Raw genomic sequence first — 26946 nt, 5'->3', positions numbered from 1 at the left:
TCTTGACGCGTTTTCTTTACGCGAACCGGCAATCCACTTCGCTCGAAAACGCTATGCCTATTTCACCCGCTCGATCAATTCCATTGCGCCCGCGGGCGCGCGTACCTTGCCCTCGTGGATCACGTAAGCGAAGACGTCGCGCGGCGCCTTCTTCGGCTTGGCCGCATCGACGCGCGGCAGGTCGTCGGGCTCGCTTCCCGAAGCCCAGGCCTGAAACCGCTTCGCCCAGGCGTCGAGCTGTTTTGGCGGGTAGCAGGTCTTGAGCTCGTCATTGCCCTTCTGCAGCCGCGCATAGACGAAGTCGCTCGCGATATCGGCAATCGCCGGATATTTGCCGTGCTCGGCGAACACGACGGGCGTTTCGAACTTTCGCAGCAGCGCGATGAAATCGGGCACGCAAAAACTGTCGTGGCGGACCTCGACCACGTGACGCAGCGCGCGGCCCTCGAGTTTGCGCGGCAGCAGTTCGAGGAACTTGCCGAAGTCGGCTTCGTCGAATTTCTTGGTCGGCGCGAATTGCCACAGCACGGGGCCTAGCCGGTCGCCGAGTTCCAGCACGCCTGAATCATAGAACCGCTTCACGGAGTCGCCGGCTTCCGCCAGTACGCGCCTGTTGGTGGCGAAGCGCGGTCCCTTCAACGAGAACACGAAACCGTCGGGCACTTCACGCGCCCATTTGCGAAAACTCTCCGGCTTCTGCGAGCCGTAATAGGTGCCGTTGATCTCGATCGAGGTCAGCTTCGACGCGGCGTAGGACAACTCCTTCGCCTGCGTCAGCTTCTCTGGGTAAAATACACCGCGCCACGGCTCGAAGGTCCAGCCGCCGATGCCGATGAAAATGTTGCCGCTGGTTTTTGCGGACGATTTTGCAGGTTTGCTCACCGGGGGCTCGTTACGAAGGAGGGATGATTGCGGACCGATCTTAATCCAGATCGGACCTAATTGGCCAGATTGCCGCAGGCAAAGATGCGTCGGAAGTGCGGGATAGAAGCCGGGCGCTGCGGCGCGATATATGGACACAGACGCCGGTTCGACCGACAATACACGCAGAACTTGGCGCGCCAATTGCAAACCTTTGCAACGTAGCAGGCCGTAGGCCCAGGAACTTTTCCGTTCATATCGACGCAGGTTCGGAGTTGGCTACGAGCGGATACATGACAAGCAAACATCAACCATCGCAACGAGAGACCAAGGGCGGCGGGCAAGCCCAGTTCGGGGCCTTGCTGATGACCGATGGTGGAACGCAACGGAGCGGGCCGCCGTCGCTGTTCCATGGCCTCACCGAGTCTGAAATCGCGCAGGTGTTGGGCTCCGGAAAACGCAAAGTGCTCTACCGCGGCGCCCAGCTGTTCAGCCAGGGTAGTCCGCAAGACGGCATCTTCCTGATCGAGAGCGGCCGCATCAAGGTGTTCTACATCGCCCCATCGGGCCGCGAGATCACGCTCGCCTATTGGCACTCCGGCAATTTCGTCGGCGGCCCCGAGGTCTTCAAGCAAGGCCTGCACATCTGGTCGGGGGTCGCCGCCGTCAACAGCACCGTGCTGCATTTGCCGGGCGATATCCTGCGCCGGATGGTGCTCACGATCCCCGCGCTCGCGATCGGAATCATCGAGGGCCTGACTTTCAAGGGACAGTGCTATTCGGCACTCGCCCAGATGCTCGGAACGCGCTCGCCGACCGAAAGGCTGGCGCAGCTGCTGCTGCATCTGATGAACCTGTATGGCGTTGAAGAACGCGAGGGGTCGCTGATTGCCGCCTCATTCACGCATGCCGATCTCGCGCACATGACCGGCGTGACGCGCCAATCCGTCACCATCAGCCTGAAGCGATTTACCGAGCTGGGAATCCTGCACGCGCACGGCTCCAACCTCGTCATCAAGGACGCGGACAGGCTAAGCGATATCCGCGACGGCAAGCTCGCCAAGGCCGCGGCCTCTGACGACATCTGAAGCGAGCGCCTAACAGTGAGTCCCGCGTCAAACCGCCGCTGATGACGGCGGGCTTCCAGACCTTTGCGGGCTGAGTCCTGTCTGATCGCAATGACTAATTTATAGACATTTAGCCCGCCGGATAACCAAGACGGGCGCAAAATCTGTTCATTAATTGAGCATCCGCAAATTTCTTAGCAATAGGTTGCTGGTTGGAGGCGTTCGTCGTTTCGGATTCTGAGGAGGCCGTTCAGAACTTGCTGACCGGACGTGATCACGTCCGTGATGGAAGCAAGCGAGTTTGCGGCAAATGACGCCTACCACTCCCTTCGTTAGCCACGCCCTTCGCGAACCGGGCCTTCGCGAACCGAATGCCGTTTGCGTCGTCAGGATTGGTCTGATGGCATGTCGTTTGCACCATCAAGATCATCAAGCCAGCCAGTCTGCTCAGCGCCGAGTAACCCTGCCGCCCTTCGCCGCGGCCGGGGGATTCAGCGTGGGCCATGCCAGTCACACCGCACAGTTTGGTTCGAAAGGATTTGTCTCATGAGCATCGGCCCTGCGTCTAAACTCTCTGGCTTCCTTCCTTTGATCGCTGCGGCAGCCATCGCATTGGCGCCCGGACAGGCGAGCGCGCAGACGCTCGAGATCGGGATCGGCACACAGAATACGACGACCAACACGGTGACCGGCGGCGTCGTGCTGAAAGAGCTTGGACTCCTGGAGAAGCACCTGCCGAAGACCGGCAAGTACAAGGACATCCAGTACAAGCTGAGCTGGCAGAACGCCACCTCCGGTCCGCCGATCACCAACGGCATGATGGCCAACAATATCCAGATCGGCATGATGGGCGACTACCCGCTGATGGTGAATGGCGCCACCGGGCAGGCGACCAAGAACGAAACGCAGCTCGTCGCGATCATCGCCTACAACGCGCATGGCGGCGGCAATGGCATCGTCGTCCACAAGGACTCGCCGTTCTACGAACTCGCCGATCTCAAGGGCAAGAACGTGTCGGTGCCGTTCGGCTCCGCAGCGCACGGCATGATGCTCACCTCGCTGCAGAAGCGCGGCCTGCCGCCCGATTTCTGGAGCCTGGTTTCGCAATCGCCGGAAGTCGGCACTACCAATCTGCAGGAAAAACGTATCGACGCGCATGGCGATTTCGTTCCGTTCGCCGAGCTGCTGCCGTTCAAGGGCTTTGCCCGCAAGATCTATGACGGCGCCGAAACCAAGGTGCCGACGTTCCACGGCGTCGTCGTGCGCAAGGACTTCGGCGAGAAATATCCGGAAATCGTGGTGGCCTACATCAAGGCGTTGATGGAGGCGAACGACTGGATGCGCAAGAACCCGAAGTTTGCGGCCGAGAAGATCGAGGAATGGACCAAGATCAACAAGGAAGTGATCTACATCTTCCTGGGTCCCGGCGGCGTGCACACGCTCGATGCGACCATCAAGCCGAAATGGGTGGAAGCTGTCGGTGCCAATTACGCGATCCTGCAGAAGCTCAACATGATCAAGGAACTGAACATCGGCGCCTGGGTCAACGACGGCTATGTACGGACCGCCTACAAGGAACTCGGGCTCGACTACGACAAGCAGCTTGCTGCGTATGACACCTATAACGTCACCGGCACCGATCCGGTCTGCAACACGCCGGTCAACAATCCCCTGCAAACCGGCGAGATCTGGATCCAGGGCGGCGACATCGTGCCGTTCAGCTCACCGGTCTGCACGCTGCTCGGCGTGAAGAAGTACGGCTCCGAAGGCAAGAAGTTCAACGCCGTCTATCTGGTCGACCGCGAGCTCGGCATCAAGGTGTTCGCCGACGCTGCGTTCTATTCGGTCGGCGGCCAGGATCCGAAGAAGCCGGATGTCGTGCCGTTCCTGCTCAAGAAGGATGCGGAAGCCTATGCGGCCAAGAATGGCGGCAAGCTTGCCACCTATGCCGAAGTCCTCGGCGCCATCAACCTGGGGCAATAGGGGAATCCGATGGGCAGCACGGCAACAGCCAAGATTGTGGCGCTCCCTATGGTCGACAAGCACGCCGATCCCGAGCCGGTGGCGGTGAAAGCCTCCGCAGCCCAAATGTCCGCATCGGAAATTCCGGTGCCGGAACCGGAGCCGATCCCCACGGTCTCGCTGACCAAGGTGTTTCTGGGCCTGCTCGGATACGTGACCCGCGAGCGGATCATCACTGCATTGCTTGCCTGCATCTCGATCGGGGCGCTGTTCCTGTTCTGGTATCTCGGCACCAAGTACAAGTTCGAATTCTACATCCGCTTCAAGAATGTTCCGACGCCCTATGAGGTGTATCAGCAGCTGACGCAGGTCGGGCTGTCGAACAAATACCTGTTCAATATCGCCATGAGTGTTCGACGCATTCTGTTCGGCTTCATGATCGCGACCATCATCGGCGTGCCGCTCGGGCTTGCGATCGGCAAGTACGAGCGCGTGCGTGACTTCTTCATGCCTGTCGTCGAGATCATGCGGCCCATTCCGGCGATCGCCTGGGTGCCGATGTCGATCATGCTGTGGCCGAACAACGAGGCCAGCATCGTCTTCATTACCTTTATCGGCGCTTTCTTTCCGATCCTGCTCAACACCATTCACGGGGTTCATTCACTGGATGGCGTGCTGGTACGGGCGGCTCGCTGTCTCGGCGCCAGCGAAATCCGTCTGTTCATGAACGTGATCCTGCCTGGCTCGCTGCCGCACATCTTCACGGGTCTTGCCGTCGGCATGGGCGTGGCCTGGGTCTCGCTGATCGCCGCCGAGATGATCTCGGGTCAATTCGGCGTCGGCTACTTCACCTGGGAAGCCTACTCACTGGTGGACTATCCCGCGATCGTGCTCGGCATGATCACGATCGGTGTCCTTGGACTGGCGTGCAGCGGCATCATCCGGATGGTTGGCGTCCTCCTGATGCCCTGGCTCGCATTCGCACCCGGAGGCCGGCGATGAAAACCGAAGTCAGCAAGGGCTTCATCGACGTTCGCGACATGGGCGTGACGTTCGGCGCCAACGACAACAAGGTCGTCGCCGTCGATAATGTCTCGCTCAACGTGCAGCCGGGCGAGTTCGTCTCGCTGATCGGACCTTCCGGTTGCGGCAAGTCGACCTTGCTCAGCATCGTCGCCGGCTTCGTCAAGCCGACCCGCGGCGAGGCGTTGCTCGACGGCAAGGCGATCACCAAACCCGGTTCGGACCGCGGCGTCGTGTTCCAGCAATACTCGCTGTTTCCGTGGCTGTCGGTTCGCAAGAATGTCGAGTTCGGCCTCAAGATGGCAGGCGTCGAGCAAAGCAAGCGCAACACCACGGCGCGGGCGCTGCTCGATCTGGCCGGGCTGCTCTCGTTCGAAAACCATTATCCGGATCAGCTGTCCGGCGGCATGAAGCAGCGCATCGGCATCGTCCGTGCGCTGGCGACAAGCCCTCAAGTCCTGCTGATGGATGAGCCGTTCGGCGCGCTGGACACGCAGACGCGGGTCGTGATGCAGGAGATCCTCACCAACATCTGGCAGCAGTTCCGCATCTCGGTGCTGTTCATCACGCACGACATCGAGGAATCGATTTTCCTCTCCGACCGCATCTACGTCATGACCGCGCGCCCGGGCCGCATCAAGGCTGTCATCAAGGTGCCGCTGCCGCGTCCGCGCACGGCGGAGATGACCGACACGCCGGAATTCATGAACCTGGTGCAGGAACTCAAGGGTCTGATCCGCGAAGAGTCGCTCGCCGCCATGGCGCCGGAGATCAAGGATCGGGGCCTATCTGGCTTTGGAATGAAAGTGGGACCGAAAGGAGTAGGCGAAATCTTCTGACGTAACTTGAACGTCGCGGCCTGACAGGCGCGAACCCAAGAATCGATCACAGCAATCAAGCACAGACGCAAACAGGCGCGCGCGTCAACGATGACTCACGCCTGGCGTCCATCAAATCGGAGCATTCAATGGCAAAGAAACCAAACATTCTGTTTTTCCATGTCGACAATCTGGGCATGGGCGAACTCGGTTGCTACGGCGGCGGCATTCTGCGCGGCGCCGATACCAAGCGCATGGATCAGTTCGCAAAGGAAGGCGCCAAGCTGACGCACTACGTCGTCGAGCCGCAGTGCACGCCGACGCGTTCGGCGCTGATGACCGGCCGTTTCCCGATCCGTTCGGGCAACCACACCATCGCGCTCGGCGGCAATGGCGGCGGCATCGTCAAGTGGGAGCGCACCATCGGCACCATTCTGTCGGATGCCGGCTATGCGACCTCGATCTACGGCAAATGGCACATCGGCGCCGAGGACGGCCGCTTCCCGACCGACCACGGGTTCGACGAATGGTACGGCCCCTTGCGCACCTATGACGAATGCATGTGGCTGACCGACCCCCATTATGTCGCGGAGCGCGACGGCTTCTCGCACATGCATGAAGGCGTCAAGGGCAAGGGTGCCTGGCCGCTGCTCGATGAGCAGCTCACCATGGAGACCAAAAAGACCTGCGACCTCGAGTACCAGAAACGGGCCATCAAGTTCATGGAAAAGTCCGTCAAGGCGGACAAGCCGTTCTACTGCTACTTCAACCACTCGCTGATGCACTTCCCGATGAGCCCGCGCGACGAATTCGTCGGCAAGAGCACCAACGGCGACTGGGGCGATTGCCTGCTGATGCTGGACCATGATTTCGGCGTGCTGCTCGACAAGCTCGACGAACTCGGCGTTCGCGACAACACCATCGTCGTGATGTGCGGTGACAACGGCGCCGAGGACCATCTTGCCGGACGCGGCACCGGCGGCTTCTTCGACGGCTCGTACTTCAGCTCGGCGGAAGGCGGCATTCGTACGCCGCTGTTGATCCGCTGGCCGAACCACATCAAACCGGGCACCGAGAGCAACGAGATGGTTCATGTCACCGACATGTTCACGACGCTGCTGTCCATGACCGGCTGCGAGGCACCCAAGGATCGCCTGATCGACGGCGTCGACCAGAGCGAGTTTTTCCTCGGCAAGAAGGAAACGTCCAACCGCGAGTCCTGCATCGTCTGGCTCAAGGACGAACTGCATGCCGTGAAGTGGAAGGACTTCAAGATCAACTTCAAGCGGCAGCAGCACTTCCACGATCCGGAACTGGCGCTCGGCTTTGCCCGCATCACGCATCTGAAGGAAGACCCGAAGGAGCGTGACGCCGTCAACCAGCGCTACGTTCGCTGGTGGGTGATGCAGCACGCCCAGCGCATCATCCGCGACTTCGAGGAGAGCGCCAAGAAGGAGGAACTGATTCCGCCGGGCGCGGCACTCGATTTCGTGCCGAAGCAGCGCCAGAAGGCTTGAGTACGATGTCTGCACCGACGATGGCGGCTGATGTCGCGCAGGGTGCAGCCGGCAATCGCCGGGGAGCGGGCTGCTGCTCGCTCCCTGGTCAACCAAACACGGGTGTGACATCTGGCACAATCAACCGCGATTCCATGATCTGGATCCCGGGCGGCTCTTTCCTGATGGGTTCCAATAGCTTCTATCGGGAGGAACGCCCGGTGCGTCCCGCCTCCGTCGACGGCTTCTGGATCGACACCTATCCCGTCACCAACGCCGAGTTTCATAAATTCGTTGAGGCGACCGGATACGTCACCTATTCCGAGCGCCCGCCGAACCCTTCGATGTATCCCGACGCCGATCCGGAAATGCTGGTGCCGGGCTCGCTGGTGTTCAAGAAGCCCGATCGTCCGGTCAACCTGCGCAACAATCTCGCCTGGTGGGAATACAGACCCGGCGCCGACTGGCGGCATCCGCAGGGGCCGGAGAGTTCGATCGCAGGATGCGAAAATCATCCTGTCGTGCATGTGGCTTATGAGGACGCGCTCGCTTACGCGGCGTGGGCCGGCAAGGAGCTTCCGACTGAAGCAGAGTGGGAGTTTGCGGCGCGCGGTGGTCTGGAAGGCAAGGCCTATCCCTGGGGCGACGCCTCCAATCCGGACGGGCAGTTCATGGCCAATACCTGGCAGGGCCATTTTCCTTACCAGAATTCGGCCGATGACGGCTACGAGGGCACATCGCCGGTCGATGCGTTCCCGGCCAACGGCTACGGCCTGTTCGACATGGTCGGCAACACCTGGGAATGGACGTCGAGCCCCTATGGCGCCGCGCAGGAGCAGCAACAGCAATCGTGCTGTCATCCGAAGCCCGGCGACGACAAATCCGTGCGCCGCGTGGTGAAGGGCGGTTCGCATCTGTGCGCGCCGAATTATTGCCTGCGCTACCGGCCGTCGGCGCGCCAGGGCGAAACCGTCGATTCCTCCACCTGTCATATCGGCTTCCGCTGCGTCGTGCGTCAACCACCGGGCACCTGACGAGTATCCCTTTCACAACCGGCGCGGGCCGGAGCACCTCCAGACATCTTTCGAAAGTTTCCCATGCAAGCCGCCAGCACCACGACCAACGCGCAACTCCAGTTTGAAGACTCGCCGTCGATCGGCGCGGTGCTGCGTGCGCCCAACCTTTTCGTCCGCGAGTCCCTGGCCGGCATAGTCACCGCGCTGGCGCTGATTCCGGAGGTGATCTCGTTCTCCTTTGTCTCGGGCGTCGACCCCAAGGTGGCGCTGGTCTCCTCCATCGTGCTGTGCCTGGTGATGTCGGCGCTCGGTGGCCGGCCGGCGATGGTCACGGCGGCGGCGGGCTCGATCGCGCTGGTGATCGGGCCAATGGTGAAGGTGCATGGCGTCGGCTACATCCTGCCGACCATCCTCTTTGCCGGCATCATCCAGATCGTCTTCGGGGTTGCCGGACTGGCGCGGGTGATGCGCTTCGTTCCGCGTTCGGTGATGATCGGTTTTGTGAATGCGCTCGGCATTCTGATCTTTGCGGCGCAGGTGCCCCACATTTTCAACGTACCGTGGCTGGTCTATCCGCTGTTCGCGCTGACGATCGCGGTTGTCCTCATCATGCCCCGTTTCACGACGGCCGTGCCGGCGCCGCTGGTCGCGATCATCGTCGTGACCGCGATCGTGATGGTGGGGCATCTGACCGTGCCCAATGTCGGCGGCGAGGGCGCCATGGCGCCGGGGCTTCCTGGCTTTACTGCGTTCATCGTCCCGCTCAACCTTCAAACGCTCAGCATCATCTGGCCGACCGCGCTCAGCGTCGCCTTTGTCGGCCTGCTGGAGACGCTGCTGACGGCGAAGCTGGTCGACGACCTGACCGATACCCGCTCGCACAAGGGCAAGGAGTCCTGGGCGCTCGGCGTCGCCAATATCGCGGCCGGGTTCTATGGCGGCATCGGCGGATGCGCGATGATCGCCCAGACCGTCGTCAACGTGAAGATCGGGCAGGGCCGCACCAGGATATCGACGGCGGTCGCCGCACTCGTGCTGCTGGTGCTGGTCACCGCGCTGAGCGACCTGATGGCGCAAATTCCGATGGTGGCGCTCGCTGCCGTCATGATGATCGCAGCGCTCAAGACCATCGATTGGCACAGCATCACGCCGGCGACGCTGAAGCGCATGCCGATCCCGGAAACGCTGGTGATGGTCCTGACCGTTGCGGTCACGGTTGCCACCAGCAACCTCGCGATCGGGATCGCCGTCGGGGTGTTGCTGGCGATGGTGTTGTTCGCGCGCCGGGTCGCCCATGTCATCCGTGCGGACCGCACGCTCAGCGAAGACGGCCTATCGGTTCGCTATCACGTCCATGGGCCGCTGTTCTTCGGCAGCAGCAACGACCTCGTCGAGCGCTTCTCCTACGGCGCGGATCCCAAGCGCGTCCTGATCGATCTCACCCATTCCCAGATCTGGGACGCTTCGAGCGTCGCGGCGCTGGATTCGATTGAAACCAAATACCGCGACCATGGCGCGTCAGTCACGTTCGTTGGGCTCGACCAGCGCAGCTCCTCGTTCCACGAGCGGTTGACCGGCCAGCTCGGCGCCTGAATTTCGGAACGCGGAACGAGAAGGAGCTTCCGATGGCAATCTTCCGATGGCTATCGACATTCGCCCGCAGGATGATGCGAAACTGGTCCGGCCGCTATCGGCCGGAGCGGCATTACATGCGCGGGGCCGGGCCGGCGTCAAAGCGAAGCGCGCGCCACAGCACAAGCTCCTGAGATGCGGCGTTGATCGCGGACCCGGGGCCTTCTCCGGCAGCGCGTACTCCAGACCAGCCCAATCAATCGTGATTGGCCAACTCGCTTAAACCGTGCTGTGCACTCTTGTCTCGATCGCGGGTCGGGCTACGCAAAACAAGAATGGAGAAAAGGATGCGCATCCTGATCGCCGCATTGGTCGTGATGACCACTTTCCCAGTTCTCGCCGACGAGGTCGGTGACGCGCGCAAATTGGCGGTTTCGGGGCGTGACGCCTATTGGAACTGCCTGGCCCGCGAATATCCGCGCGAGAGCAACAGGAACATGCCGGAACAGGATTTTGGCGCGTTGATCGCGGCTGCCTGTGCGTCGGAGCGGCAGAATTTCCGGGTGGCGCTGGTGGGCTTTCTCGGGATCCAGTCCCCGGACAAGGATGCGGGCGCGAACCTGACGACGGCCAACGATGCCATCGCCTTCGCCCAGAAGGACATCGTGACGGCGTTCGCAAGGCGCAAAGCCGCGTCGAAGTAGCCAACTCGGTTTTCGCCAGCCTGTTCGACCATTCCGGCCTTCCGTGATATTGATTCCCGATCAGACGGGGGATTGTCGGGTATGAATTCTGAGTCGATAGCCGGTATCTTGGGTGCCATTGTCGCCTCGATCGTGCTGGTGGTCGCGATCGCCTATGGGCCGATCGGGCAGTTTGGCAAGCCGGCGCCGAAGCCGGCCGCTGTCCAGCAACCGTCCCAGATGGCGCCCGCGGCGCCCGCACCACGGGGACCGGTGATCCGGGAAGTGCCGAATTAGTCGACGCAGGGTAGGGGTCAGGCCACCCTTGCGGAAGGCCCCTGGCATCCCTATCTTGCTCCTAACGGCGACGTCGATGCTTAAGCAGCTCCGGCGCCGGGACGACCATGAATAGTTTGGCTGCGCCGGATGTACGCGCGCCCTCTGTTCGTGGTCGTTGGCATTTTGGGGGCCTTTTTGGCCCAGTTTCCCCACCTGAAACCCGTTCCCGCGCCCCTGCTTTGGTAATCTTAGCGGCGGCTTCGATTGCTGGCGGCGTCTTTCGTAGCGCTGGCGGCGCCATTGGTAGTCCTGGCGGCGCCTTGGCATCCCCAGCGGCTGCGGATATACGCTGGCCCCATGAATCAAGCCATCAAACCGGGCCCCGAAAACCCGCCGCAGGCCGCGGGTTTGCCTCAGCTTTCGGTCGTCGTCCCTACCTTTAACGAACGCGACAACGTCACCGTCCTCTACCGGCGGCTGGACGCGACCCTCAAGGACATCCCCTGGGAAGTCGTGTTCGTCGACGACAATTCCCCTGACGGCACCTGGGAAGTGGTGCGCAGCCTGGCGCAGAAGGATCCCCGCGTCCGCTGCATCCGCCGGATCGGGCGGCGCGGCCTGTCCGGGGCGTGCATCGAGGGCATTCTCGCCGCCAGCGCGCCCTATGCGGCTGTCATCGACGCCGATCTGCAGCACGACGAGACCCAGCTGCCGAAGATGGTGGGCCTCTTGCAACGTGGCGAGGCCGAACTCGTGGTCGGCAGCCGCTATGTCGAGGGCGGCAGCGCCGACAGTTTCAACAAGGGACGCGCCGGCATCAGCGCGCTCGCGACCGAAGTTGCAAGACGCGTGCTCAAGGTCGAGATCGCCGATCCCATGAGCGGCTTCTTCATGATCCGCCGCGACCGCTTCGAGCAACTGGCGCCGCAGCTTTCAATCCAGGGCTTCAAGATCCTGCTCGATATCGTCGCGACCGCGCAAGGCAAGCTGCGCACGGTCGAGGTTCCCTTTACCTTCGGCTCGCGCCAGCACGGCGAGAGCAAGCTCGATTCGATGGTGGCGCTGGATTTCCTGGGTCTGGTGCTGGCCAAGTTCACTCACGACGTGGTCTCGCTGCGCTTTCTGTTGTTTGCGATGGTCGGCTCGATCGGCCTCATCGTGCATCTCGCGGCGCTGTTCATCGCGAACCAACTCTTCAACATGCCATTCCCGGAGTCGCAGGCCGTCGGCGCACTGGTGGCGATGACCAGCAATTTCATCCTGAACAATTTTCTCACCTATCGCGATCAACGCCTGAAGGGTTTTGCCATCCTGCGCGGCCTGCTGCTGTTTTACCTCGTCTGCAGCGTCGGCCTGTTCGCCAATGTCGGCGTCGCGTTCTCGGTCTACGACCAGGAGCCGATCTGGTGGCTGGCGGGAGCGGCGGGCGCGCTGATGGGCGTGGTCTGGAACTACGCGATGTCCGGACTGTTCGTCTGGCGCAAGCGATGATCGACGGCGTTTTCAAGCGAAGTGGATACCCGGTTCGCGTGAAGAAAACGCGTCGAAACGATGAACTGGAGCCCGGTCCTGATTCAAACAGGACCGGTGGGGCTCCAAAATGAATCCGAACGAGGCGCGGCTTGTCCTCAACACGGTTCTGACGATCCTGGCGCTGGTCGCGGTACGGCTGGTAGCCGCCGCCTACACGCCCATTACCTTCGACGAAGCCTATTACTGGATGTGGTCGAAGAATCTGGCCGGCGGCTATTACGACCATCCGCCTATGGTGGCATTCGTGATCCGCCTCGGCACCATGATTGCGGGTGACACCGAACTCGGCGTGCGTCTGGTCTCTATCCTGCTGGCGCTGCCGATGAGTTGGGCGGTGTACCAGACCGCGGCCGTGTTGTTCGGCGGCAGGCGGGTGGCGACGACGTCGGCGATCCTGCTCAACGTCACGCTGATGGCCGCGGTCGGCACCATGATCGTCACGCCGGATGCGCCGCTCCTGGTAGCGTCGAGCTTCGTGCTGTTTTCGCTGTCCAAGGTGCTCGAGACCGGACGCGGTGCGTGGTGGCTGGCGGTAGGTCTCGCCACGGGCGCTGCGCTGTTGTCGAAATACACCGCGCTGTTCTTCGGCCCCGCGATCCTGATCTGGCTGGTGGTGGTTCCGAAACTGCGGCGCTGGCTGATTTCACCATGGCCTTATCTCGGCGGCCTCGTCGCGCTCTTGATGTTTTCGCCGGTCATTCTGTGGAACGCCGATCATCATTGGGTGTCTTTCATCAAGCAGATGGGCCGGGCGCGGATCGAGGATTTCAAGCCGGCCTTCATCGCCGAACTGATCCCGACGCAGATCGCGTTCGCAACGCCGCTGGTATGGATTCTCGGCGCGATGGGTCTCTATGCTTTGTTTCAGCGTCGCGCCGGTGCGCTGCCGGCGCGCGTGCTGGTCAGCACCATGTTCTGGACCATCGTCGTCTATTTCGTCTGGCATTCGCTGCACGCCCGCGTCGAGGCGAACTGGTTCGCACCCGTCTACCCGGCGTTTGTGGTCGCGGCGGCGTATGCAGCCCATCTGGTGCCATGGGAAAAGCGCGAGCAGCGCACCGTCAATTTCTGCCTGCGCTGGGCGGCGCCAACAGGCATTGTGATGTTTGCGATCCTGATCGTGCAAGCCAACACCGGCGCGCTCTCGGGTTATCGCCGCGACGCCACCGTGCGCAGTGTCGGCGTCGGCTGGCGCGAAATCGCAGGCGAGATCGAAGCGGTGCGGGCGCGCGCGGGCGCATCCTGCGTGCTCGCGCCGGATTACGGCACCACCGGCTGGCTTGCGTTCTATCTGCCGAAGGGCACTTGCGTTGCTCAGCAAAGCCAGCGCATCCGCTGGGTCAACATGCCCGAGCCGACGGCGGCGCAGCTCGGCGGCAGGCAGCTGTATGTTCGCGAGGCCTTGCCCGGCGCTCATCCGTTGAAGGACGAATTTGCCCGCGTCGAGAAGGTCGGTGAGGTCACGCGCAAGCGCGGTCCGCTTGTGGTCGAGACCTACGAACTCGATCTGCTCGAGGGACCGAAACGGGATGTGCTTGACGGTTCCCCGCCGCCGGAACTGGCGTTGGAAAACAGCATTTTGCCGGCGTGGTTGCGCCGAAAATAGTCCGATGGTCATGTCGGAACGGCCGCATTGGAATCGTCTTGTAGGGAACCCAGCACGCCGTCCAACCGTGAGGTCATGCCCATGTCCAGTTCCAGCCTGAAGCCCGCCGCTGAACTCGCCCGCGGCAATACCGCGCGCATTCCCAACGAAAGCGCCGAATATCGCCGTGCCCGCGAGCAATTGCTCGCTGAGGAAATCGAACTCCGTCGCCACATCGAGCGCGTCGCCGAAATGCGCCGCGCATTGCCGCCCGGCGGTGAGGTGGCGAAGACCTATTCGTTCGTAGGCGAAGGCGGCAAAGCCACGCTGCCTGATCTGTTCGGAAACAAGCAGACGCTCGTGATCTACAGTTACATGTTCGGGCCGCAACGCGCTCAGCCGTGTCCGATGTGCACGTCGTTCATGGCCACGTGGGCAGCCAAGCTGCAAGATGTCGAGCAACGCATCGCGTTTGTGTTCGTCGCGCGCTCGCCGATCGCACGATTGATCGAAGCGAAGAAGGCGCGCGGCTGGACACAACACAGGATCTATTCCGATCCGTCTGGCGATTACACCCGCGATTACGTCAGCGCCGCGGATGCCGATATGCCCGGCTATAACGTGTTCACGCGCCGCGACGGTTCGATCCGTCATTTCTTGTCCGGCGAAATGGGGCAGGGTACCGCCGACCCCGGCCAGGATCCGCGTGGGGCACCCGACCTCGATCCGCTGTGGGCCCTTTTCGACACCACGCCTGAAGGCCGCGACAAGGACTGGTATCCGAGCTTGAGCTATTGAAGGCGGGCTTTGCGAGCCGAAGTGAACGCCATGCTGACAGCGGGCCGCGTCCCATCAAAGCATCGAAGCCCATGAACCCAAGCGGGTTTTGGTGCGACGACCTGTGCTCGGTGTAAGATATGGCCGGCGACGTCTCGGTAATCGTGAAAGAGGAAGATGCAATGCGGCTCGATCCCTATCAGGAGCGTGCAAGGGCCCTGGCGGTCGAAGCCGGGCTCGACCCCGATGCGAAGATCTATCGTCCCGGTCAGCGGCCGATCCCGGTCTGGTGCACGTTCCGCGACGCTGCCCGCAAGGAACAGTTCACGGCGCAGCCTGCGCAATACCAGAACAGCCCACTCAAGATCTTCGGCCAGCACGAGGACGCCACGATCGCGCAGATGCGCAATTGCATGGCGGTCGGCAATGCCGTGGCCGGCGTGATCTGTGCGGACGGTCATCTGGGATATGCCCAGCCGGTCGGCGGCGTGATCGCCTATGAGAAGCAGATCAGCATCTCCGGCGTCGGCTTCAACATCGGCTGCGGCAACATGGCGGTGCGTCTCGATACGCCGTTCAGCCGGATCGAAAGCAATGTCGGCACGATCATCAAGGACGTGCACAGGGCGATTTCCTTTGGCGTCGGGCGGACCAACGAGGAGCGCGTTGAGCACGAGCTGTTCGACGACGGCGATGCCTGGCGAGAATCCGACATGGGCGCGTATCGGCAGAAGGCCGTGTCGCAGCTCGGCACCGTCGGATCGGGCAACCACTATGTCGACTTGATGCGCGACGAAGCCGGCCTTGTCTGGATCGGCGTTCACTTCGGCAGCCGCGGTCTCGGCCACACCAGTGCCACCCGCTACCTCAAGGCTGCGGGCGGCAAGGATGGCATGAATGTGCCGCCGGCTGTCATCGACGAGGACAGCGAGATCGGGCGACGCTACATCGCGGCGATGCAACTGGCCGGGCGCTATTCCTATGCCGGCCGGGAGTGGGTCATTGAGCGCGTGCGAAAGATCATCGGCGGTAACGTCACCGACATGGTCCACAACCATCACAATTATGCCTGGCGCGAAAATCACGCGGGTAAGGATTTGTGGGTTGTGCGCAAGGGCGCGACGCCGGCCTTTCCGGGACAGCGCGGCTTCATCGGCGGATCGATGGGAGATGACGCCGTCATCGTCGAAGGCGTCGATAGCCCCGAAGCGAAAGCGTCGCTCTACTCGACGGTTCACGGCGCGGGCCGGAGGTTCGGTCGCAGGGAGGCCAAACGGAGGTTTACGCGCGTCGAGATGGATGCGTGGCTGCAGTCGCGCGGCGTGACGTTGATCGGCGCCGATCTCGACGAAAGCCCGATGGCCTATCGAAGGTTGCCGGAGGTGCTTGCCGAGCATGCCGGCTCGATCAAGGTGCAGCACACGCTGCGTCCGTTCGCCGTCGTCATGGCGGGCGAGAACGAATTCGATCCGTTCAAGGATTGATTGCCAAAATGGGACAGCCGGCCAACGGCCGGATGTCCCGATCGCAGGGCAACCCCGCATGTTTACGGGCTGATTTGCGCATAACTTCCAATGATTTGCGCATGCCTTACATCTGCCCGCGTTTAATCTGCATTTAACTAAAACTCGCCTTAATGACGCTCCGTGTCTTTGCGAGATGCTGCCCGGGAACTTTTCGGGCGCGGCATCAAGCGGGGACTTAGTAGAGTTGTTGTGGACGCAAGGCGAATGAGTACGAGTACCGGTGCGTTTGGCCTTGCGGCCCACAACCGCAAGAAATCTTCCCGGAAAGTCATTCCTCAGCATTTCCTCGGCGGCGTCGCGATCGCAGCCGTGGTGCTGGGCTGCGCCTGGACCGTCTACAGCAATATTTTCGCAGCCGGCATCTATCCCTCGGTCAACAGCGCGGCGTTCGATCCGCCGGTCGTCAAGAGCTCCTCGATTGTCGCGTCGCGTCCGGCGTGGCCCGCCTTCAACGAAGTGTTCGCGTCGCTGCCCCAGCCGGCCCCGAAAATTTCCGCGCCCGCGACCGTCGCTCCTTCGATTATGTTTAACGAAAGGTTTGCAGCCTCGGCGCCGCAAGGCGAAGCATCCAGGGCGATCGAAGCCACGCAAGTGGCGGAGGTCTCGCTGCCGGTCGGTGTGAAGAAGACTGAAGCGCCAAAACCTGGCGAAGCGCCGAAGCCGAAGGAAGCCGCTTCGCAGGCACCGACCCAGGTCGCGTTGAACGTTCCGGCCCCGGCGCCCAAGCAGGCTGAAGCCAAACCCGCCGCGAAGGAATCCGGGGCTTCCGTCCGCGACATGGCGCAGCGCGCCAAGGCGGCGGTGATGTCGATTGCGTCCAACGACAAGCCGAGCATGGTCGAGAAATTGTGGGGCAAGCAGCCCTCGCATGGCGGGCTGTTGTCCTACGCTTCCGCCGACGCCAGCGTCACCGGAAGCCTACCCGATACCCGCGCGCAAAACCCGATGCTGGGCGGATCGCCGCCTTACGACAAGCAGACCGCGGTCTACGACATTTCGGCGAAGATGGTCTATCTGCCCGACGGCACCAAACTCGAAGCGCATTCAGGCCTCGGCGCCAAGATGGACGATGTGCGCTATGCGCATGTGCGAATGCAGGGCGTGACGCCGCCGCATATCTATGATCTGAAGCCGCGCGAGGCGCTGTTCCACGGTGTGCCGGCGCTGCGGCTGACGCCGATCGGCGGGCAGGACAAGATCTTCAACCGTGACGGCCTCCTGGCGCATACCTACATGCTCGGCAGCCGCGGCGATTCCAATGGCTGCGTTTCCTTCAAGGACTATTACGCGTTCCTGAACGCGTACCGGAACCAGGGCATCCGGCGCCTTGCGGTGCTGGCCAGGGTTCAGTGACGCCGCTCGTCGTCCCTGCGAACGCAGGGACTCATACGCGTAGCAATCATTGTTGCAGAAGGTATAACGGATCGGCCGCGGCGTATGGGTCACCGGGTTCGGCCTTAGGCCACCGAAGAATGTGATCTTCGTAACAGTGCGACCGCCGCCGATCAGTCATCGTTCCTATCGCCGAGGCACTGGTGCATCGGTATCAACCAACCCAAGGTAGGAGGCGTAACTATGGATGCAATCGAAATCGCTGCGTCGGATACCGTGACTGATGCGGAACTCGATGAGGTCAATGGCGGCTTTATCTTCATATTGGTGGGTGCGGCGGCGTTCAGCACCGGCTTTTTCGCCGGGTACGGGGCGGTCAGATTTGCACAGGACATGTCGAAATAACGCAGTCCGTCTGAAAGAAGCGAGCGGAGGCCCCGTTTGCGCGGGGCTTTCTGCGCCCCTTGTCATCCGGGCCACAACGTAACAGAGGCTCATCCCTGCGATGTGCAGCCTCCTCAGGCTGTATGTCGAAGAGTTCCATGATGCTTGAAGAACAGGTCAAGCTTTACAGGTTCGCCGGTATCTCGCCAGAACAGTTTTCGACCGAGGCTGGCTGCCACCGCCAGGCGGTGGTGGCCGCCGATCAGAATATGGTCATCCGTTGTTTTGGCGATGATTTCTCCGTCTTCGTCCACGATGATTTTCATGTGCCGCCTCCAATCCAAGGCCGCCGATCAGCGCCGCCGCGATGGTGCGCATTCTATCTAACCTCGTACGGGCTCCGGGCGTTCCACCCCATGAAGATCATTGTTTCCGGATAACAGGCGCCACATCGCGCACCGCCTTTGTGTACTGATCGTACATAAAATTAAACCGGAAATGCGCGAGTGCAATTATCTTCAAACATCACCGTCACGTGGTCACCGCACAAAGTCTGCTTGCGATTGCGGACGACCGCCATCGTTCGACGGTCCCGCGCCAACAGGTCATCACAGTTCTCCTTTGATTTAGCCCTGAGTGAGTTGCTGCATAATCTGTTGAAACATTTGGGCCGGATCGTTCTGACCACCCGGTTCACCCGCTCCTGCTTTGATTTGGGTGAAGGCGCGCAAGGGGAGCGGGAGCCAGCCGCCAGCCACCGCATCGAGCGCCTCGGCGGACAACTCGCGCACGCTCTTCGCATTGATTGCATTTCCAGTCATCACAGTTCTCCTTTGATTTAGCCGACGCGATCATCCAACGCTGGTGCGGCCACGTTTAGCGTCAACCCTCTCGTCGCGAAGTGACGGCGGTCACATCGCCAGCCGTCGCGCGCATCGACGAGGCGCGGCACGACGTGGGTAGGCTTCCGGGATGGAAGGCAGCATCATCGGCGCGAGTGCGTCAGCGTCGCGGCGCGGACAGGCGACCGATAGCGGACGGCATCACGTCATCGAATTACGACGAATGGGCACATTGGTTCGTTGAATGGCTGTGACGGGAAGTCACAGCACTTGCCGAACTTGAAAAACACGCTTGCAACTGAAAGATGTTTCGTTTATTAGCCCGCTCCTTCGCTAGGCCATGGGTTCGGGCTCTCTGAGATCCCGACTGGCGCGAGCCGGTGTCCGGTTTCGTGTTCCGCCGAATGAAGACGCGAGGTGTAGCTCATGGAGAGCGTCGGGGTGAAACCCGAAGGCGTCGGTTCGATTCCGATCTCTTGCGCAACCGAAGGATAGCTCAGTGGTAGAGCAGATGACTATGAATCATCGTGACGCGGGTTCGAATCCCGTTCCAACGCTCCGGTTCAGTCTAAAAAACTGAATTTCCCATTGAAGGGGACCGGACGCGCGCTTCAGTCGCAGTCCGGCCGCATTGCCGCAAGGCTCTTCGTCCGAACCTAGACACTGTACGAACGGCTCTGCGCCGCGGTGGATACCGCTTGCGCTGACGCCGGGAACACCGCTCAAAACGCCCGACATTGTCGGGCGATTGCGCGCGTGCGCCTGTCGTCATGCAAGCTCAAACCACGGCCCGCCGGACCTTCAGGAAGCGCCGTTCGGTCCTCCGTTCCTTCAAAACGAAACCAGCCTTCCGACCTCTGGCCGGAAGGCCAATGATGGAGGCGTGCCATGAACTGGCATTTCCTGATGACGCATGTGACGGTGAAGGATGGCGAGCGCGCGTTGCTGACGCGGAGCGGCAGGCTCGAGCGCGTGCTCGGACCCGGCCGGCATCGGCTGTTCGATCCGCGCAACGAATTGGCGGCCGAAGTGTTCAAGGTGGTTCGCGCCGAATTTCCGGTGGAGCGTTACCTGGTGCTGAAGGCTGCACGGCCTGATCTGGCGGCCGAGCTGTTCGAGGCGGTCGAGACCAGGGCGGATGAAGTCGCCATCGTCAACCTCGACGGCCGTCCGATGCAGCTGATGACGCCCTGGCAGGCGCGCGTCTACTGGAAGGTCGCGACCACGATCGATGTCGAGCGCATCGACGTGACCAGCGATCCCAGGGTGACGGCGCGTCATCTGGCGATGATCGATCGCAACCGTTCGGTGGTCGTGACGGAAGCGGTGGTCGAGAACCACGAAGCCGGTCTGCTCTATGTCGAGGGCCGGCTGGTGGAGCGGCTCGCGCCCGGCCGGCACGCGTTCTGGATCGTCGGTCGCAAGGTCGAGGTCAAGCGCCTCGATCTGCGTCCCCAGGCGGTCGAGATCACCGCGCAGGAGATGCTGACCAAGGACCGCATCGCGCTGCGGGTGACCTTGACGGCGTTCCGCCGGATCGTCGATCCCGAGCGGGTCGTCGCCGTGGTGCCTGACGTGGATGCGTGGCTGTACCGGCTGGTGCAGTTCGCGATCCGCGAGGCGGTTGCCGGCCGCACGCTCGACGAGGTGCTGTCCGCAAAGGCAGCTCTCGATGCGGAGCTTCGGGACTATGTCCGCGGGCGTATCGCGGACAGCGGTGTCGAGGTGACCGAGCTCGGCGTCAAGGATGTGATCCTGCCCGGCGAAATCCGCGAGCTGGTGAACAAGGTGGTGGAGGCGGAGCGGGTGGCGAAGGCCAATTTGATCCGCCGGCAGGAAGAGACCGCGGCGACGCGCTCGCTTCTGAACACCGCCAAGCTGATGGAAGAGAACCCGCTGCTGCTGCGGCTCAAGGAACTGGAGTCCCTCGAGCGGCTGGTGGAGAAGGTCGGCCGCATCGACCTTCACGCCGGCGACGGGCAGGGCTTCGATGCCCTGCTCAACAAGCTGGTTCGCCTGAAGCCGGCGGAAAGCGCGTAACAGGAAGGGTCGCCTACGGGCGGCCCTTCATCTCGGTGCAGGGTCGGCGTCCGCGGAAATAGCGGGCGCGTTACTTCTCGTTCTTGCTCGCAATCATCGCGCCGTAAACCATTGCTCTCAGTTCGGCATGATAGGCGGCACGGATCGACGGCCCCTGGACGAAGACGATGCCGACGAGATTCTCCTTGGTGTCGATGAAGTAGCGCGGTCCCGTGATGCCGCCCCAGAACAGATCGCCGACATTGCCCTGGAACGGCGCGCCGCCGACGCTGACCCGGACCGGATTGACCAGGCTCCAGGAATAACCGTCGCCAGGATGCGCCACGCCGCGCATCGTTCCGATCTGGTCGGCTAGCGCCCATCGAACGGTCATCGGCGATAGCAGGCGGGTGCCGTCGAGCGCTCCGCCGTTGGCGAGAAGTTGCAGCAGCCGGAAGTAATCAGCGGCGGTGGATGCCATTCCCGCGCCGCCGGAGAACCGCTTGGGCGCCCGCGTCACATCGAGCCATTCGAACACCCACATGTCAGGGTCCGTCGGCAAGGGTCGCGCATAGCGCGCAAGCGCATTTCCCTGGACGTGAAACGTCGTGTCACCCATCTTGAGCGGATCCAGCACCAGCTCCTTCAGAGCGACGTCGAGAGGTTTCTTGGTGACGCGCTCGATGATATGGCCGAGCAGGTCGGTCGCGATCGAATATTCGAAAGAGGTGCCCGGTGAAAACGCCAGCGGCAGCGTCGCGAGCTTCTTCAGCATTTCGTCGGCGGACATGTTGTCGACGCGATCGATGCCGAGCTCTCGGTATTTGGCGCGGAGCGGATTGGGCGGGAAGAAGAAGTAGGTGAATCCGGCGCGGTGGGTCATCAGATCGTGAACCGTCGGCTGGCGCGTTGGCGCGGTGAGCTCGGACGTCGCATTGCCGCTGGCGTCTTTCTTCTCGACCGAAATCTTGAGGTCTTTCAGTTCGGGAAGGTAGAGTGCGATCGGCGCCATGATCTGCAATTTGTTCTGCTCGAACAGGCGAAGCGCCGCCACGGTGGTGATCAGTTTGGTCGATGAGGCGATCGCATGAATGGAATTGCGCGCCATCGGGACCTTCTTGTCCTTGTCCTGCCATCCCACGGCCTCGTGAAGCAGCACCTGGCCGTCGCGGGCGATCAGGACCACCGCGCCCGGCGTTCGGCCCTTGTCGACATCGGCCTGCAGCCATCCGGTGATGGCCTTCAGCTTCGCGGTATCGAATCCTGCGCGGGATGAAGCCGTCGCCGTGTCGCGTGCCAAGCCGGGTGCAGGCGCGGCGAGGGCGGTGCCCGCCGCCATCAAAAGTGCTAGTGCGATGTTGCGCATGGTTGCATCTCCCCCTGTTTTGAAGCCTGCTTAATGCGGCGCCAACCGGCGCTGGCTTCACTTTATAGAGCGATTTTGGACTATTTAGTACGATGACGCACTATATACCTTGGAATAGCCTGACAGTCGGATGATTCAGATTCTCGCATGTGCGGTAAGCCGATGACGACAAAACGATTGTTACGGATCGCAGCCAAGGACGGCGAGACGGCGCTTGGCTTGTGGGAGATGCAGCCCGTTGGGCCGGCGATCCTTCCGCCGGTGCTGCTGGTGCACGGCGCCACGTTCGGATCGGGGCTGTTCGATCTGCCCGTGGCGGGCTACTCGCTGATGCAGGAGCTCGCGCGCGGCCGCTTCGTCTATGCTATCGATGTCAGGGGGTATGGCGCATCGGTCGAGACCGGTGTGATGAATGCGCCCATGGCCGCGCATCCGCCGTTTTGCCGCGCCCGGCACGCGATCGAGGATGTCGGTGCGGCGATAACCGAAATCCGGCGGAGGCGAAAAGTCCTGTCGATCGACCTGATCGGGTTTTCGTGGGGCAGCATCGTTGCAGGCTGGTACGCGAGCAGGCATGCCGCTGAGGTCCGCAGGCTGGTGCTGTATGCGCCGCTGTTTGCGGAGAAGAACGCGCTGTGGCTGCATCGCATCGGCGATGCCGCCGACCGCAGCAAACTGGCCGGTCATTTCGGCGCCTATCGGCTCGTCGCCGAGGCCGATGTCATCGCGCGCTGGAACAGCGATGGGCCCGGTGACCCCGCGGACGTTCGCGCGGACGGGGTGGTGGAGGCGTTGTTTGAGGCGGCAGCCAGCAATGATGTCCTCGCCGGATCGCGTCATCCGCCAGCGTTTCGGTGTCCGAACGGCGCGTTCGCGGATCTGGTCGAGGTGTTCAACGGCCGGCCCCTGTACGAACCCGGAACGATCGAGGCGCCGGTCCTGCTGGTGCGGGGCGCATGCGACACCACCTCGACGGCGTCGGACATGCAGCGGCTGGAAGCGGCGATCGGGTCGGTGGAAAAATCCTCACTGGAAATACCTGATGGCTCGCACTTCCTCTGTATCGAGAAGAATCACATGAGCCTATACCGGGCGATAAATACCTATCTGACGATGGATTGAGTGGCGGCGATGGCGGTCAAGGCGGCGGCAAAGCGCAAGTCCGGAACGACGGAAGAGTTGAATGTCGGTTGGCAGCCCGGAGAGCGCGTGCTTCACGAATTGCTGCTCGACGCCATCCTGAAGGACAATCCGATACCGCTGGCGTATCGGATGAATTACATCGCCAATTTCTACGTCGGCCCGCTGGTGGCGATGATGGAGAAGTCTTTCAAGCTGACGCGATCCGAATGGATCGTATTGTTCTGCCTGACGCGGCAACCGCGGCTGAACGCCCAGCAGATCAGCATCGTGACCGGCCGGCCCAAGACCAGCATTGCAGGTGCGGTGAAGCTGCTGCAGAAAAAAGGACTGATTACCCGGAAGACCGACATCGCCGACAGCCGCGCGCGGGTGCTGCATCTTAGCGATTCCGGGCAGCGCATCTACACCGCGATCATAGGCAGCTTTATCGAGCGCGAAAAAGCCATGCTGGAAACGCTCGATCCTGCGGAGCGGCGCGAGCTCGGCCGACTGTTCGGCAAGATCATCGCCGCCGCCGATGCGTGGGCGAAGCCGTATTGACGGGACGTTTCGGGGCGGTGGCGGGGCGAGCGGATGAACTTGCGGCGGGTTCGTGTTGAACGATAAGCGACCACAAATTATCCTCCGTCATAACCACGATCGCGCGTATGGATTCCCCGATACGCAATTGCGCATCTGCGGCCAGCGCCAAGCGGCGCGTCCCGGAGAGGGATTGCTGGCCTTCGAAAACCCCAACAAACAAAAACCCCGGCATCGCTGCCGGGGTTTTGCATTCTTTGATGTTCGCCTGGATGGCTGGACTTAGAAGTCCATGCCGCCCATGCCGCCGCCGCCGGGGGGCATACCGCCGCCGCCGCCCGCGTTTTTCTTCGGCAGTTCGGCGATCATGGCTTCGGTGGTGATCAGGAGAGCCGCAACCGACGCTGCGTTCTGGATCGCCGCACGAACCACCTTGGTCGGGTCGATGATGCCCTTGGAGACCAAGTTGCCGTATTCGCCGGTCTGCGAGTCGAAGCCGTAGTTGTACTGGTCCTTCTCGAGGATCTTGCCGACGATGACCGAGCCGTCTTCACCAGCGTTGATCGCGATCTGGCGGGCCGGCGCGGACAGCGCCTTGCGCACGATCTCGACGCCGGTCTTCTGGTCGTCGTTCGCGGTCTTGATGCGCTTGAGCTGCTCGGAGGCGCGCAGCAGGGCGACGCCGCCGCCCGGCACGATGCCTTCTTCAACCGCCGCACGGGTCGCATGCATCGCGTCATCCACGCGATCCTTGCGCTCCTTGACTTCGACTTCGGTCGCGCCGCCGACGCGGATCACCGCGACGCCGCCTGCGAGCTTGGCCAGACGCTCCTGCAGCTTCTCACGGTCGTAGTCCGAGGTGGTTTCCTCGATCTGCGCCTTGATCTGCTGAACGCGCGCCTCGATGTCGGCCTTCTTGCCGGCGCCGTTGACGATGGTGGTGTTTTCCTTGTCGATCATCACCTTCTTGGCGCGACCGAGCATCTGCAGCGTGACGTTCTCGAGCTTGATGCCGAGATCTTCCGAGATCGCCTGACCACCGGTCAGAACCGCGATGTCCTGCAGCATGGCCTTGCGGCGATCGCCGAAGCCCGGAGCCTTGACGGCAGCGACCTTGAGGCCGCCACGCAGACGGTTGACGACGAGGGTGGCGAGAGCTTCGCCTTCGACGTCTTCCGCGACGATGACCAGCGGCTTGCCGGTCTGCACCACGGCTTCGAGCAGCGGCAGCAGCTCGTTCAGCGAGGAGAGCTTCTTCTCGTTGATCAGGATGTAGGCGTCGTCCATTTCAACGCGCATCTTGTCGGCGTTGGTGACGAAGTAGGGTGAGATATAGCCGCGGTCGAACTGCATGCCTTCGACGACGTCGAGTTCGGTCTCGAGCGACTTGGCTTCTTCAACCGTGATGACGCCCTCGTTGCCGACCTTCTTCATGGCGTCGGCGAGGAACTTGCCGATTTCGGCGTCGCCGTTGGCGGAGATGGTGCCGACCTGGGCGATTTCCTCGTTCGAGGTGACCTTCTTGGAGTTCTTGACGAGGTCGGCGACCACGGCTTCCACAGCCAGGTCGATACCGCGCTTCAGGTCCATCGGGTTCATGCCGGCAGCAACCGACTTGGCGCCTTCACGGACGATCGCAGCCGCGAGCACGGTTGCGGTGGTGGTGCCGTCGCCGGCAGCATCTGCGGACTTGGAGGCGACTTCGCGCACCATCTGCGCGCCCATGTTCTCGAACTTGTCTTCGAGTTCGATTTCCTTGGCGACGGTAACGCCGTCCTTGGTGATGCGGGGAGCGCCGAACGACTTGTCGAGCACGACGTTGCGGCCCTTCGGGCCGAGCGTGACCTTCACGGCATTGGCGAGAATGTCGACGCCGCGCAGCATGCGGTCGCGGGCATCAACGCCGAATTTGACTTCTTTAGCTGACATATTTGATTTCCCTGAGTTGAACTTGGTGTCTCACCCTTGTCGCGGAGCGCCTCGCAGGCGCTCCTCAGGGGTGAGCGTGTGCGGGTTTGGCTTAGGCGGCCTTCTTCTTGGTCGCGGGAACGTCGGTGAGGACGCCCATGATGTCGCTTTCCTTCATGATCAGCAGTTCCTGGCCATCGAGTTTGACCTCGGTGCCGGACCACTTGCCGAACAGGACGCGGTCGCCGACCTTGAGGTCGATCGGGATCAGCTTGCCAGCTTCGTCACGGCCACCGGGGCCGACGGCGGTGATTTCGCCCTGGGAGGGCTTTTCCTTGGCACTGTCCGGAATGATGATGCCGCCAGCAGTCTTCTCTTCGGCGTCGATGCGCTTGACCACGACGCGGTCGTGAAGCGGACGGAATTTCATGCAGTCCTCCTAAGTTTTTGCAACTGTTGTCGAATTCTGGGATTTTGGCAGTCCGAGCAGGCGAGTGCTAGCTCGGCTGCGGCTGATTTAAGCCAGTCTTGTTCGGGGGACAAGGGCTTCTAGCAGAAAAATTGGCACTCAAATATGACGGCTGCCAATTTCATTCATCATGATTAATCGAGGTAAACGGCCTGCCGACCCCGTATTAGCACGTGCGGTAAGCTGCTGCTAACGCGTGATTTTTCAACAGTTCATTAAACATTTAGGCTTGTGATGGGTGGGTATCGTGCGTCACATTTCTCTCATGTGAGCGCATCTCCGCCGGGGTGGCTCGGTGTGGCCACCACGTGAAATGCGCTTCCACCAATGGAGGTTGGCATGGTCTCGCGGGTTGGGGTTGTTTCCGACGATTTCCGGAAGCAGGTGCTGGGTTATGGGCTGACGACGGCGGAAATTCTCTATCGGCTGCCGGATCATCCCTCGCTGCTGCAAACCTACGTCTGGCAGAATTATGATCTGTTTCCGAAATTTCCGGCGCTGAAAGATTTTCTGGCCTTCTGGCAGGAAAAGCTCGACGGCCCGCTGTATTCGGTCACGGTCGCGCATTCCAAGCTGATCAAGCCGGCAGAACTTCGCGCTGTGGACGGCGTGTTCAGGCTGCATTGAGCGGACAGGATTCGTAGGGTGGGTAGAGCGTAGCGAAACCCACCATCTTCGTCGCCACGACGGCGGTGGGTTACGGCTTCGCCTAACCCACCCTACGAATTTCATTTTGTGTTAGCCTCCCGCCATCAAACAAACGGGA

At 61.8% G+C, this 26946-nt stretch carries 25 protein-coding genes and 2 tRNA genes; 21 read left to right on the top strand and 6 right to left on the bottom strand.

All coding sequences use genetic code 11. The features are described from left to right. Positions 1 to 57 precede the first annotated feature (57 nt). Positions 58 to 882: a DUF72 domain-containing protein gene (locus JQ611_RS15440; RefSeq protein WP_212265912.1), complete on the bottom strand. Its 825-nt coding sequence runs from the start codon at positions 880 to 882 to the stop codon at positions 58 to 60. A gap of 344 nt (positions 883 to 1226) precedes the next feature. On the opposite strand from JQ611_RS15440, the gene JQ611_RS15435 reads away from it, so the two are divergent. The 15 genes from JQ611_RS15435 to JQ611_RS15365 all read left to right on the top strand — a co-directional run bounded on the left by JQ611_RS15435 (position 1227) and on the right by JQ611_RS15365 (position 17935). Further along, the gene (locus tag JQ611_RS15435; protein ID WP_249133207.1) at positions 1227 to 1949 is read left to right on the top strand and encodes a Crp/Fnr family transcriptional regulator; all 723 of its coding nucleotides are present in this window, start codon (positions 1227 to 1229) and stop codon (positions 1947 to 1949) included. A gap of 525 nt (positions 1950 to 2474) precedes the next feature. Then, positions 2475 to 3911, top strand: coding sequence for an ABC transporter substrate-binding protein (locus JQ611_RS15430; RefSeq protein ID WP_212265910.1), 1437 nt, complete (start codon positions 2475 to 2477; stop codon positions 3909 to 3911). Between the two features lie 9 nt (positions 3912 to 3920). After that, positions 3921 to 4892 carry an ABC transporter permease gene (locus JQ611_RS15425; RefSeq protein ID WP_249133196.1) on the top strand — a complete coding sequence of 324 codons (972 nt, stop codon included), beginning with the start codon at positions 3921 to 3923 and terminating at the stop codon, positions 4890 to 4892. Next, a complete protein-coding gene (locus JQ611_RS15420; protein ID WP_212465902.1) occupies positions 4889 to 5752 on the top strand; it encodes an ABC transporter ATP-binding protein in 864 nt (287 codons plus the stop codon). The genes JQ611_RS15425 and JQ611_RS15420 overlap by 4 nt, the downstream gene beginning before the upstream one ends. A 128-nt stretch (positions 5753 to 5880) precedes the next feature. Further along, the gene (locus tag JQ611_RS15415; protein ID WP_249133195.1) at positions 5881 to 7248 is read left to right on the top strand and encodes an arylsulfatase; all 1368 of its coding nucleotides are present in this window, start codon (positions 5881 to 5883) and stop codon (positions 7246 to 7248) included. Positions 7249 to 7412: 164 nt separating this feature from the next. Next, positions 7413 to 8261 carry a formylglycine-generating enzyme family protein gene (locus tag JQ611_RS15410; protein WP_409411276.1) on the top strand — a complete coding sequence of 283 codons (849 nt, stop codon included), beginning with the start codon at positions 7413 to 7415 and terminating at the stop codon, positions 8259 to 8261. 63 nt (positions 8262 to 8324) lie between these two features. Next, the gene (locus JQ611_RS15405; RefSeq protein ID WP_212465900.1) at positions 8325 to 9836 is read left to right on the top strand and encodes a SulP family inorganic anion transporter; all 1512 of its coding nucleotides are present in this window, start codon (positions 8325 to 8327) and stop codon (positions 9834 to 9836) included. A gap of 326 nt (positions 9837 to 10162) precedes the next feature. Further along, entirely contained in the window at positions 10163 to 10519 is a 357-nt protein-coding gene (locus tag JQ611_RS15400; RefSeq protein WP_212265907.1) for a hypothetical protein, read from the top strand. Between the two features lie 81 nt (positions 10520 to 10600). Further along, the gene (locus JQ611_RS15395; RefSeq protein WP_192734088.1) at positions 10601 to 10795 is read left to right on the top strand and encodes a hypothetical protein; all 195 of its coding nucleotides are present in this window, start codon (positions 10601 to 10603) and stop codon (positions 10793 to 10795) included. Between the two features lie 339 nt (positions 10796 to 11134). Beyond that, positions 11135 to 12268, top strand: a complete 1134-nt coding sequence (locus tag JQ611_RS15390) for a glycosyltransferase family 2 protein (RefSeq protein WP_212265906.1) — start codon at positions 11135 to 11137, stop codon at positions 12266 to 12268. A gap of 109 nt (positions 12269 to 12377) precedes the next feature. After that, the gene (locus tag JQ611_RS15385; protein WP_212465899.1) at positions 12378 to 13916 is read left to right on the top strand and encodes a glycosyltransferase family 39 protein; all 1539 of its coding nucleotides are present in this window, start codon (positions 12378 to 12380) and stop codon (positions 13914 to 13916) included. An 81-nt stretch (positions 13917 to 13997) separates the two neighbouring features. Continuing rightward, entirely contained in the window at positions 13998 to 14693 is a 696-nt protein-coding gene (locus JQ611_RS15380; protein ID WP_409411275.1) for a DUF899 family protein, read from the top strand. 161 nt (positions 14694 to 14854) lie between these two features. Further along, a complete protein-coding gene (locus JQ611_RS15375) occupies positions 14855 to 16156 on the top strand; it encodes an RtcB family protein (protein WP_212465938.1) in 1302 nt (433 codons plus the stop codon). Positions 16157 to 16402: 246 nt separating this feature from the next. Beyond that, positions 16403 to 17551: a DUF2778 domain-containing protein gene (locus tag JQ611_RS15370; protein WP_212465897.1), complete on the top strand. Its 1149-nt coding sequence runs from the start codon at positions 16403 to 16405 to the stop codon at positions 17549 to 17551. 222 nt (positions 17552 to 17773) lie between these two features. Continuing rightward, the gene (locus tag JQ611_RS15365) at positions 17774 to 17935 is read left to right on the top strand and encodes a hypothetical protein (RefSeq protein WP_212265902.1); all 162 of its coding nucleotides are present in this window, start codon (positions 17774 to 17776) and stop codon (positions 17933 to 17935) included. A 113-nt stretch (positions 17936 to 18048) separates the two neighbouring features. On the opposite strand, the gene JQ611_RS15360 is transcribed toward JQ611_RS15365, so the two are convergent. Both JQ611_RS15360 and JQ611_RS15355 read right to left on the bottom strand, forming a co-directional pair. Further along, a complete protein-coding gene (locus tag JQ611_RS15360; protein WP_212265901.1) occupies positions 18049 to 18240 on the bottom strand; it encodes a hypothetical protein in 192 nt (63 codons plus the stop codon). 300 nt (positions 18241 to 18540) lie between these two features. Continuing rightward, positions 18541 to 18735, bottom strand: a complete 195-nt coding sequence (locus JQ611_RS15355) for a hypothetical protein (protein ID WP_212465896.1) — start codon at positions 18733 to 18735, stop codon at positions 18541 to 18543. 433 nt (positions 18736 to 19168) lie between these two features. On the opposite strand from JQ611_RS15355, the gene JQ611_RS15350 reads away from it, so the two are divergent. From JQ611_RS15350 to JQ611_RS15340, 3 genes are all read left to right on the top strand, one after another. Beyond that, a tRNA-Ser gene (locus tag JQ611_RS15350) sits at positions 19169 to 19237 on the top strand. Positions 19238 to 19245: 8 nt separating this feature from the next. Next, positions 19246 to 19309: transfer RNA gene (locus JQ611_RS15345), tRNA-His, on the top strand. Between the two features lie 335 nt (positions 19310 to 19644). Further along, positions 19645 to 20796 (top strand): slipin family protein, encoded by a 1152-nt coding sequence (locus JQ611_RS15340; RefSeq protein ID WP_212386944.1) that lies wholly within the window; start codon positions 19645 to 19647, stop codon positions 20794 to 20796. Positions 20797 to 20866: 70 nt separating this feature from the next. Here JQ611_RS15340 and JQ611_RS15335 read toward each other — a convergent pair whose 3' ends face one another. Continuing rightward, positions 20867 to 22141 (bottom strand): serine hydrolase, encoded by a 1275-nt coding sequence (locus tag JQ611_RS15335; protein WP_212265898.1) that lies wholly within the window; start codon positions 22139 to 22141, stop codon positions 20867 to 20869. A 162-nt stretch (positions 22142 to 22303) separates the two neighbouring features. Between JQ611_RS15335 and JQ611_RS15330 the strand changes: the two genes are divergently transcribed. Next, on the top strand, positions 22304 to 23263 hold the full coding sequence (locus tag JQ611_RS15330) for an alpha/beta hydrolase (RefSeq protein WP_212386941.1): 960 nt from the start codon (positions 22304 to 22306) through the stop codon (positions 23261 to 23263). A 9-nt stretch (positions 23264 to 23272) separates the two neighbouring features. Then, positions 23273 to 23824 (top strand): MarR family winged helix-turn-helix transcriptional regulator, encoded by a 552-nt coding sequence (locus JQ611_RS15325; protein WP_212465895.1) that lies wholly within the window; start codon positions 23273 to 23275, stop codon positions 23822 to 23824. Between the two features lie 261 nt (positions 23825 to 24085). Here JQ611_RS15325 and groL read toward each other — a convergent pair whose 3' ends face one another. After that, positions 24086 to 25732: a chaperonin GroEL gene (groL, locus tag JQ611_RS15320; protein ID WP_212265895.1), complete on the bottom strand. Its 1647-nt coding sequence runs from the start codon at positions 25730 to 25732 to the stop codon at positions 24086 to 24088. Positions 25733 to 25823: 91 nt separating this feature from the next. Further along, complete coding sequence (locus tag JQ611_RS15315) at positions 25824 to 26141, bottom strand: co-chaperone GroES (protein WP_027539690.1); 318 nt, start codon at positions 26139 to 26141, stop codon at positions 25824 to 25826. Positions 26142 to 26519: 378 nt separating this feature from the next. On the opposite strand from JQ611_RS15315, the gene JQ611_RS15310 reads away from it, so the two are divergent. Then, positions 26520 to 26807 (top strand): usg protein, encoded by a 288-nt coding sequence (locus tag JQ611_RS15310; RefSeq protein ID WP_192734078.1) that lies wholly within the window; start codon positions 26520 to 26522, stop codon positions 26805 to 26807. Positions 26808 to 26946 lie beyond the last annotated feature (139 nt).

This window comes from Bradyrhizobium sp. AUGA SZCCT0182 (assembly GCF_018130185.1).
GTDB lineage: Bacteria > Pseudomonadota > Alphaproteobacteria > Rhizobiales > Xanthobacteraceae > Bradyrhizobium.
Note: the sequence above shows the minus strand (reverse complement) of the source record. Positions and strands in the feature narration are given on the sequence as shown.

What these genes read in the sequence shown, in the direction of transcription:
- JQ611_RS15435 (WP_249133207.1), top strand. Translation starts at nt 1,227, where the DNA reads ATGACCGATGGTGGAACGCAACGGAGCGGGCCGCCGTCGCTGTTCCAT.
- JQ611_RS15430 (WP_212265910.1), top strand. Translation starts at nt 2,475, where the DNA reads ATGAGCATCGGCCCTGCGTCTAAACTCTCTGGCTTCCTTCCTTTGATC.
- JQ611_RS15425 (WP_249133196.1), top strand. Translation starts at nt 3,921, where the DNA reads ATGGGCAGCACGGCAACAGCCAAGATTGTGGCGCTCCCTATGGTCGAC.
- JQ611_RS15420 (WP_212465902.1), top strand. Translation starts at nt 4,889, where the DNA reads ATGAAAACCGAAGTCAGCAAGGGCTTCATCGACGTTCGCGACATGGGC.
- JQ611_RS15415 (WP_249133195.1), top strand. Translation starts at nt 5,881, where the DNA reads ATGGCAAAGAAACCAAACATTCTGTTTTTCCATGTCGACAATCTGGGC.
- JQ611_RS15410 (WP_409411276.1), top strand. Translation starts at nt 7,413, where the DNA reads ATGGGTTCCAATAGCTTCTATCGGGAGGAACGCCCGGTGCGTCCCGCC.
- JQ611_RS15405 (WP_212465900.1), top strand. Translation starts at nt 8,325, where the DNA reads ATGCAAGCCGCCAGCACCACGACCAACGCGCAACTCCAGTTTGAAGAC.
- JQ611_RS15400 (WP_212265907.1), top strand. Translation starts at nt 10,163, where the DNA reads ATGCGCATCCTGATCGCCGCATTGGTCGTGATGACCACTTTCCCAGTT.
- JQ611_RS15395 (WP_192734088.1), top strand. Translation starts at nt 10,601, where the DNA reads ATGAATTCTGAGTCGATAGCCGGTATCTTGGGTGCCATTGTCGCCTCG.
- JQ611_RS15390 (WP_212265906.1), top strand. Translation starts at nt 11,135, where the DNA reads ATGAATCAAGCCATCAAACCGGGCCCCGAAAACCCGCCGCAGGCCGCG.
- JQ611_RS15385 (WP_212465899.1), top strand. Translation starts at nt 12,378, where the DNA reads ATGAATCCGAACGAGGCGCGGCTTGTCCTCAACACGGTTCTGACGATC.
- JQ611_RS15380 (WP_409411275.1), top strand. Translation starts at nt 13,998, where the DNA reads ATGTCCAGTTCCAGCCTGAAGCCCGCCGCTGAACTCGCCCGCGGCAAT.
- JQ611_RS15375 (WP_212465938.1), top strand. Translation starts at nt 14,855, where the DNA reads ATGCGGCTCGATCCCTATCAGGAGCGTGCAAGGGCCCTGGCGGTCGAA.
- JQ611_RS15370 (WP_212465897.1), top strand. Translation starts at nt 16,403, where the DNA reads ATGAGTACGAGTACCGGTGCGTTTGGCCTTGCGGCCCACAACCGCAAG.
- JQ611_RS15365 (WP_212265902.1), top strand. Translation starts at nt 17,774, where the DNA reads ATGGATGCAATCGAAATCGCTGCGTCGGATACCGTGACTGATGCGGAA.
- JQ611_RS15360 (WP_212265901.1), bottom strand. Translation starts at nt 18,240, where the DNA reads ATGAAAATCATCGTGGACGAAGACGGAGAAATCATCGCCAAAACAACG.
- JQ611_RS15355 (WP_212465896.1), bottom strand. Translation starts at nt 18,735, where the DNA reads ATGACTGGAAATGCAATCAATGCGAAGAGCGTGCGCGAGTTGTCCGCC.
- JQ611_RS15340 (WP_212386944.1), top strand. Translation starts at nt 19,645, where the DNA reads ATGAACTGGCATTTCCTGATGACGCATGTGACGGTGAAGGATGGCGAG.
- JQ611_RS15335 (WP_212265898.1), bottom strand. Translation starts at nt 22,141, where the DNA reads ATGCGCAACATCGCACTAGCACTTTTGATGGCGGCGGGCACCGCCCTC.
- JQ611_RS15330 (WP_212386941.1), top strand. Translation starts at nt 22,304, where the DNA reads ATGACGACAAAACGATTGTTACGGATCGCAGCCAAGGACGGCGAGACG.
- JQ611_RS15325 (WP_212465895.1), top strand. Translation starts at nt 23,273, where the DNA reads ATGGCGGTCAAGGCGGCGGCAAAGCGCAAGTCCGGAACGACGGAAGAG.
- groL (WP_212265895.1), bottom strand. Translation starts at nt 25,732, where the DNA reads ATGTCAGCTAAAGAAGTCAAATTCGGCGTTGATGCCCGCGACCGCATG.
- JQ611_RS15315 (WP_027539690.1), bottom strand. Translation starts at nt 26,141, where the DNA reads ATGAAATTCCGTCCGCTTCACGACCGCGTCGTGGTCAAGCGCATCGAC.
- JQ611_RS15310 (WP_192734078.1), top strand. Translation starts at nt 26,520, where the DNA reads ATGGTCTCGCGGGTTGGGGTTGTTTCCGACGATTTCCGGAAGCAGGTG.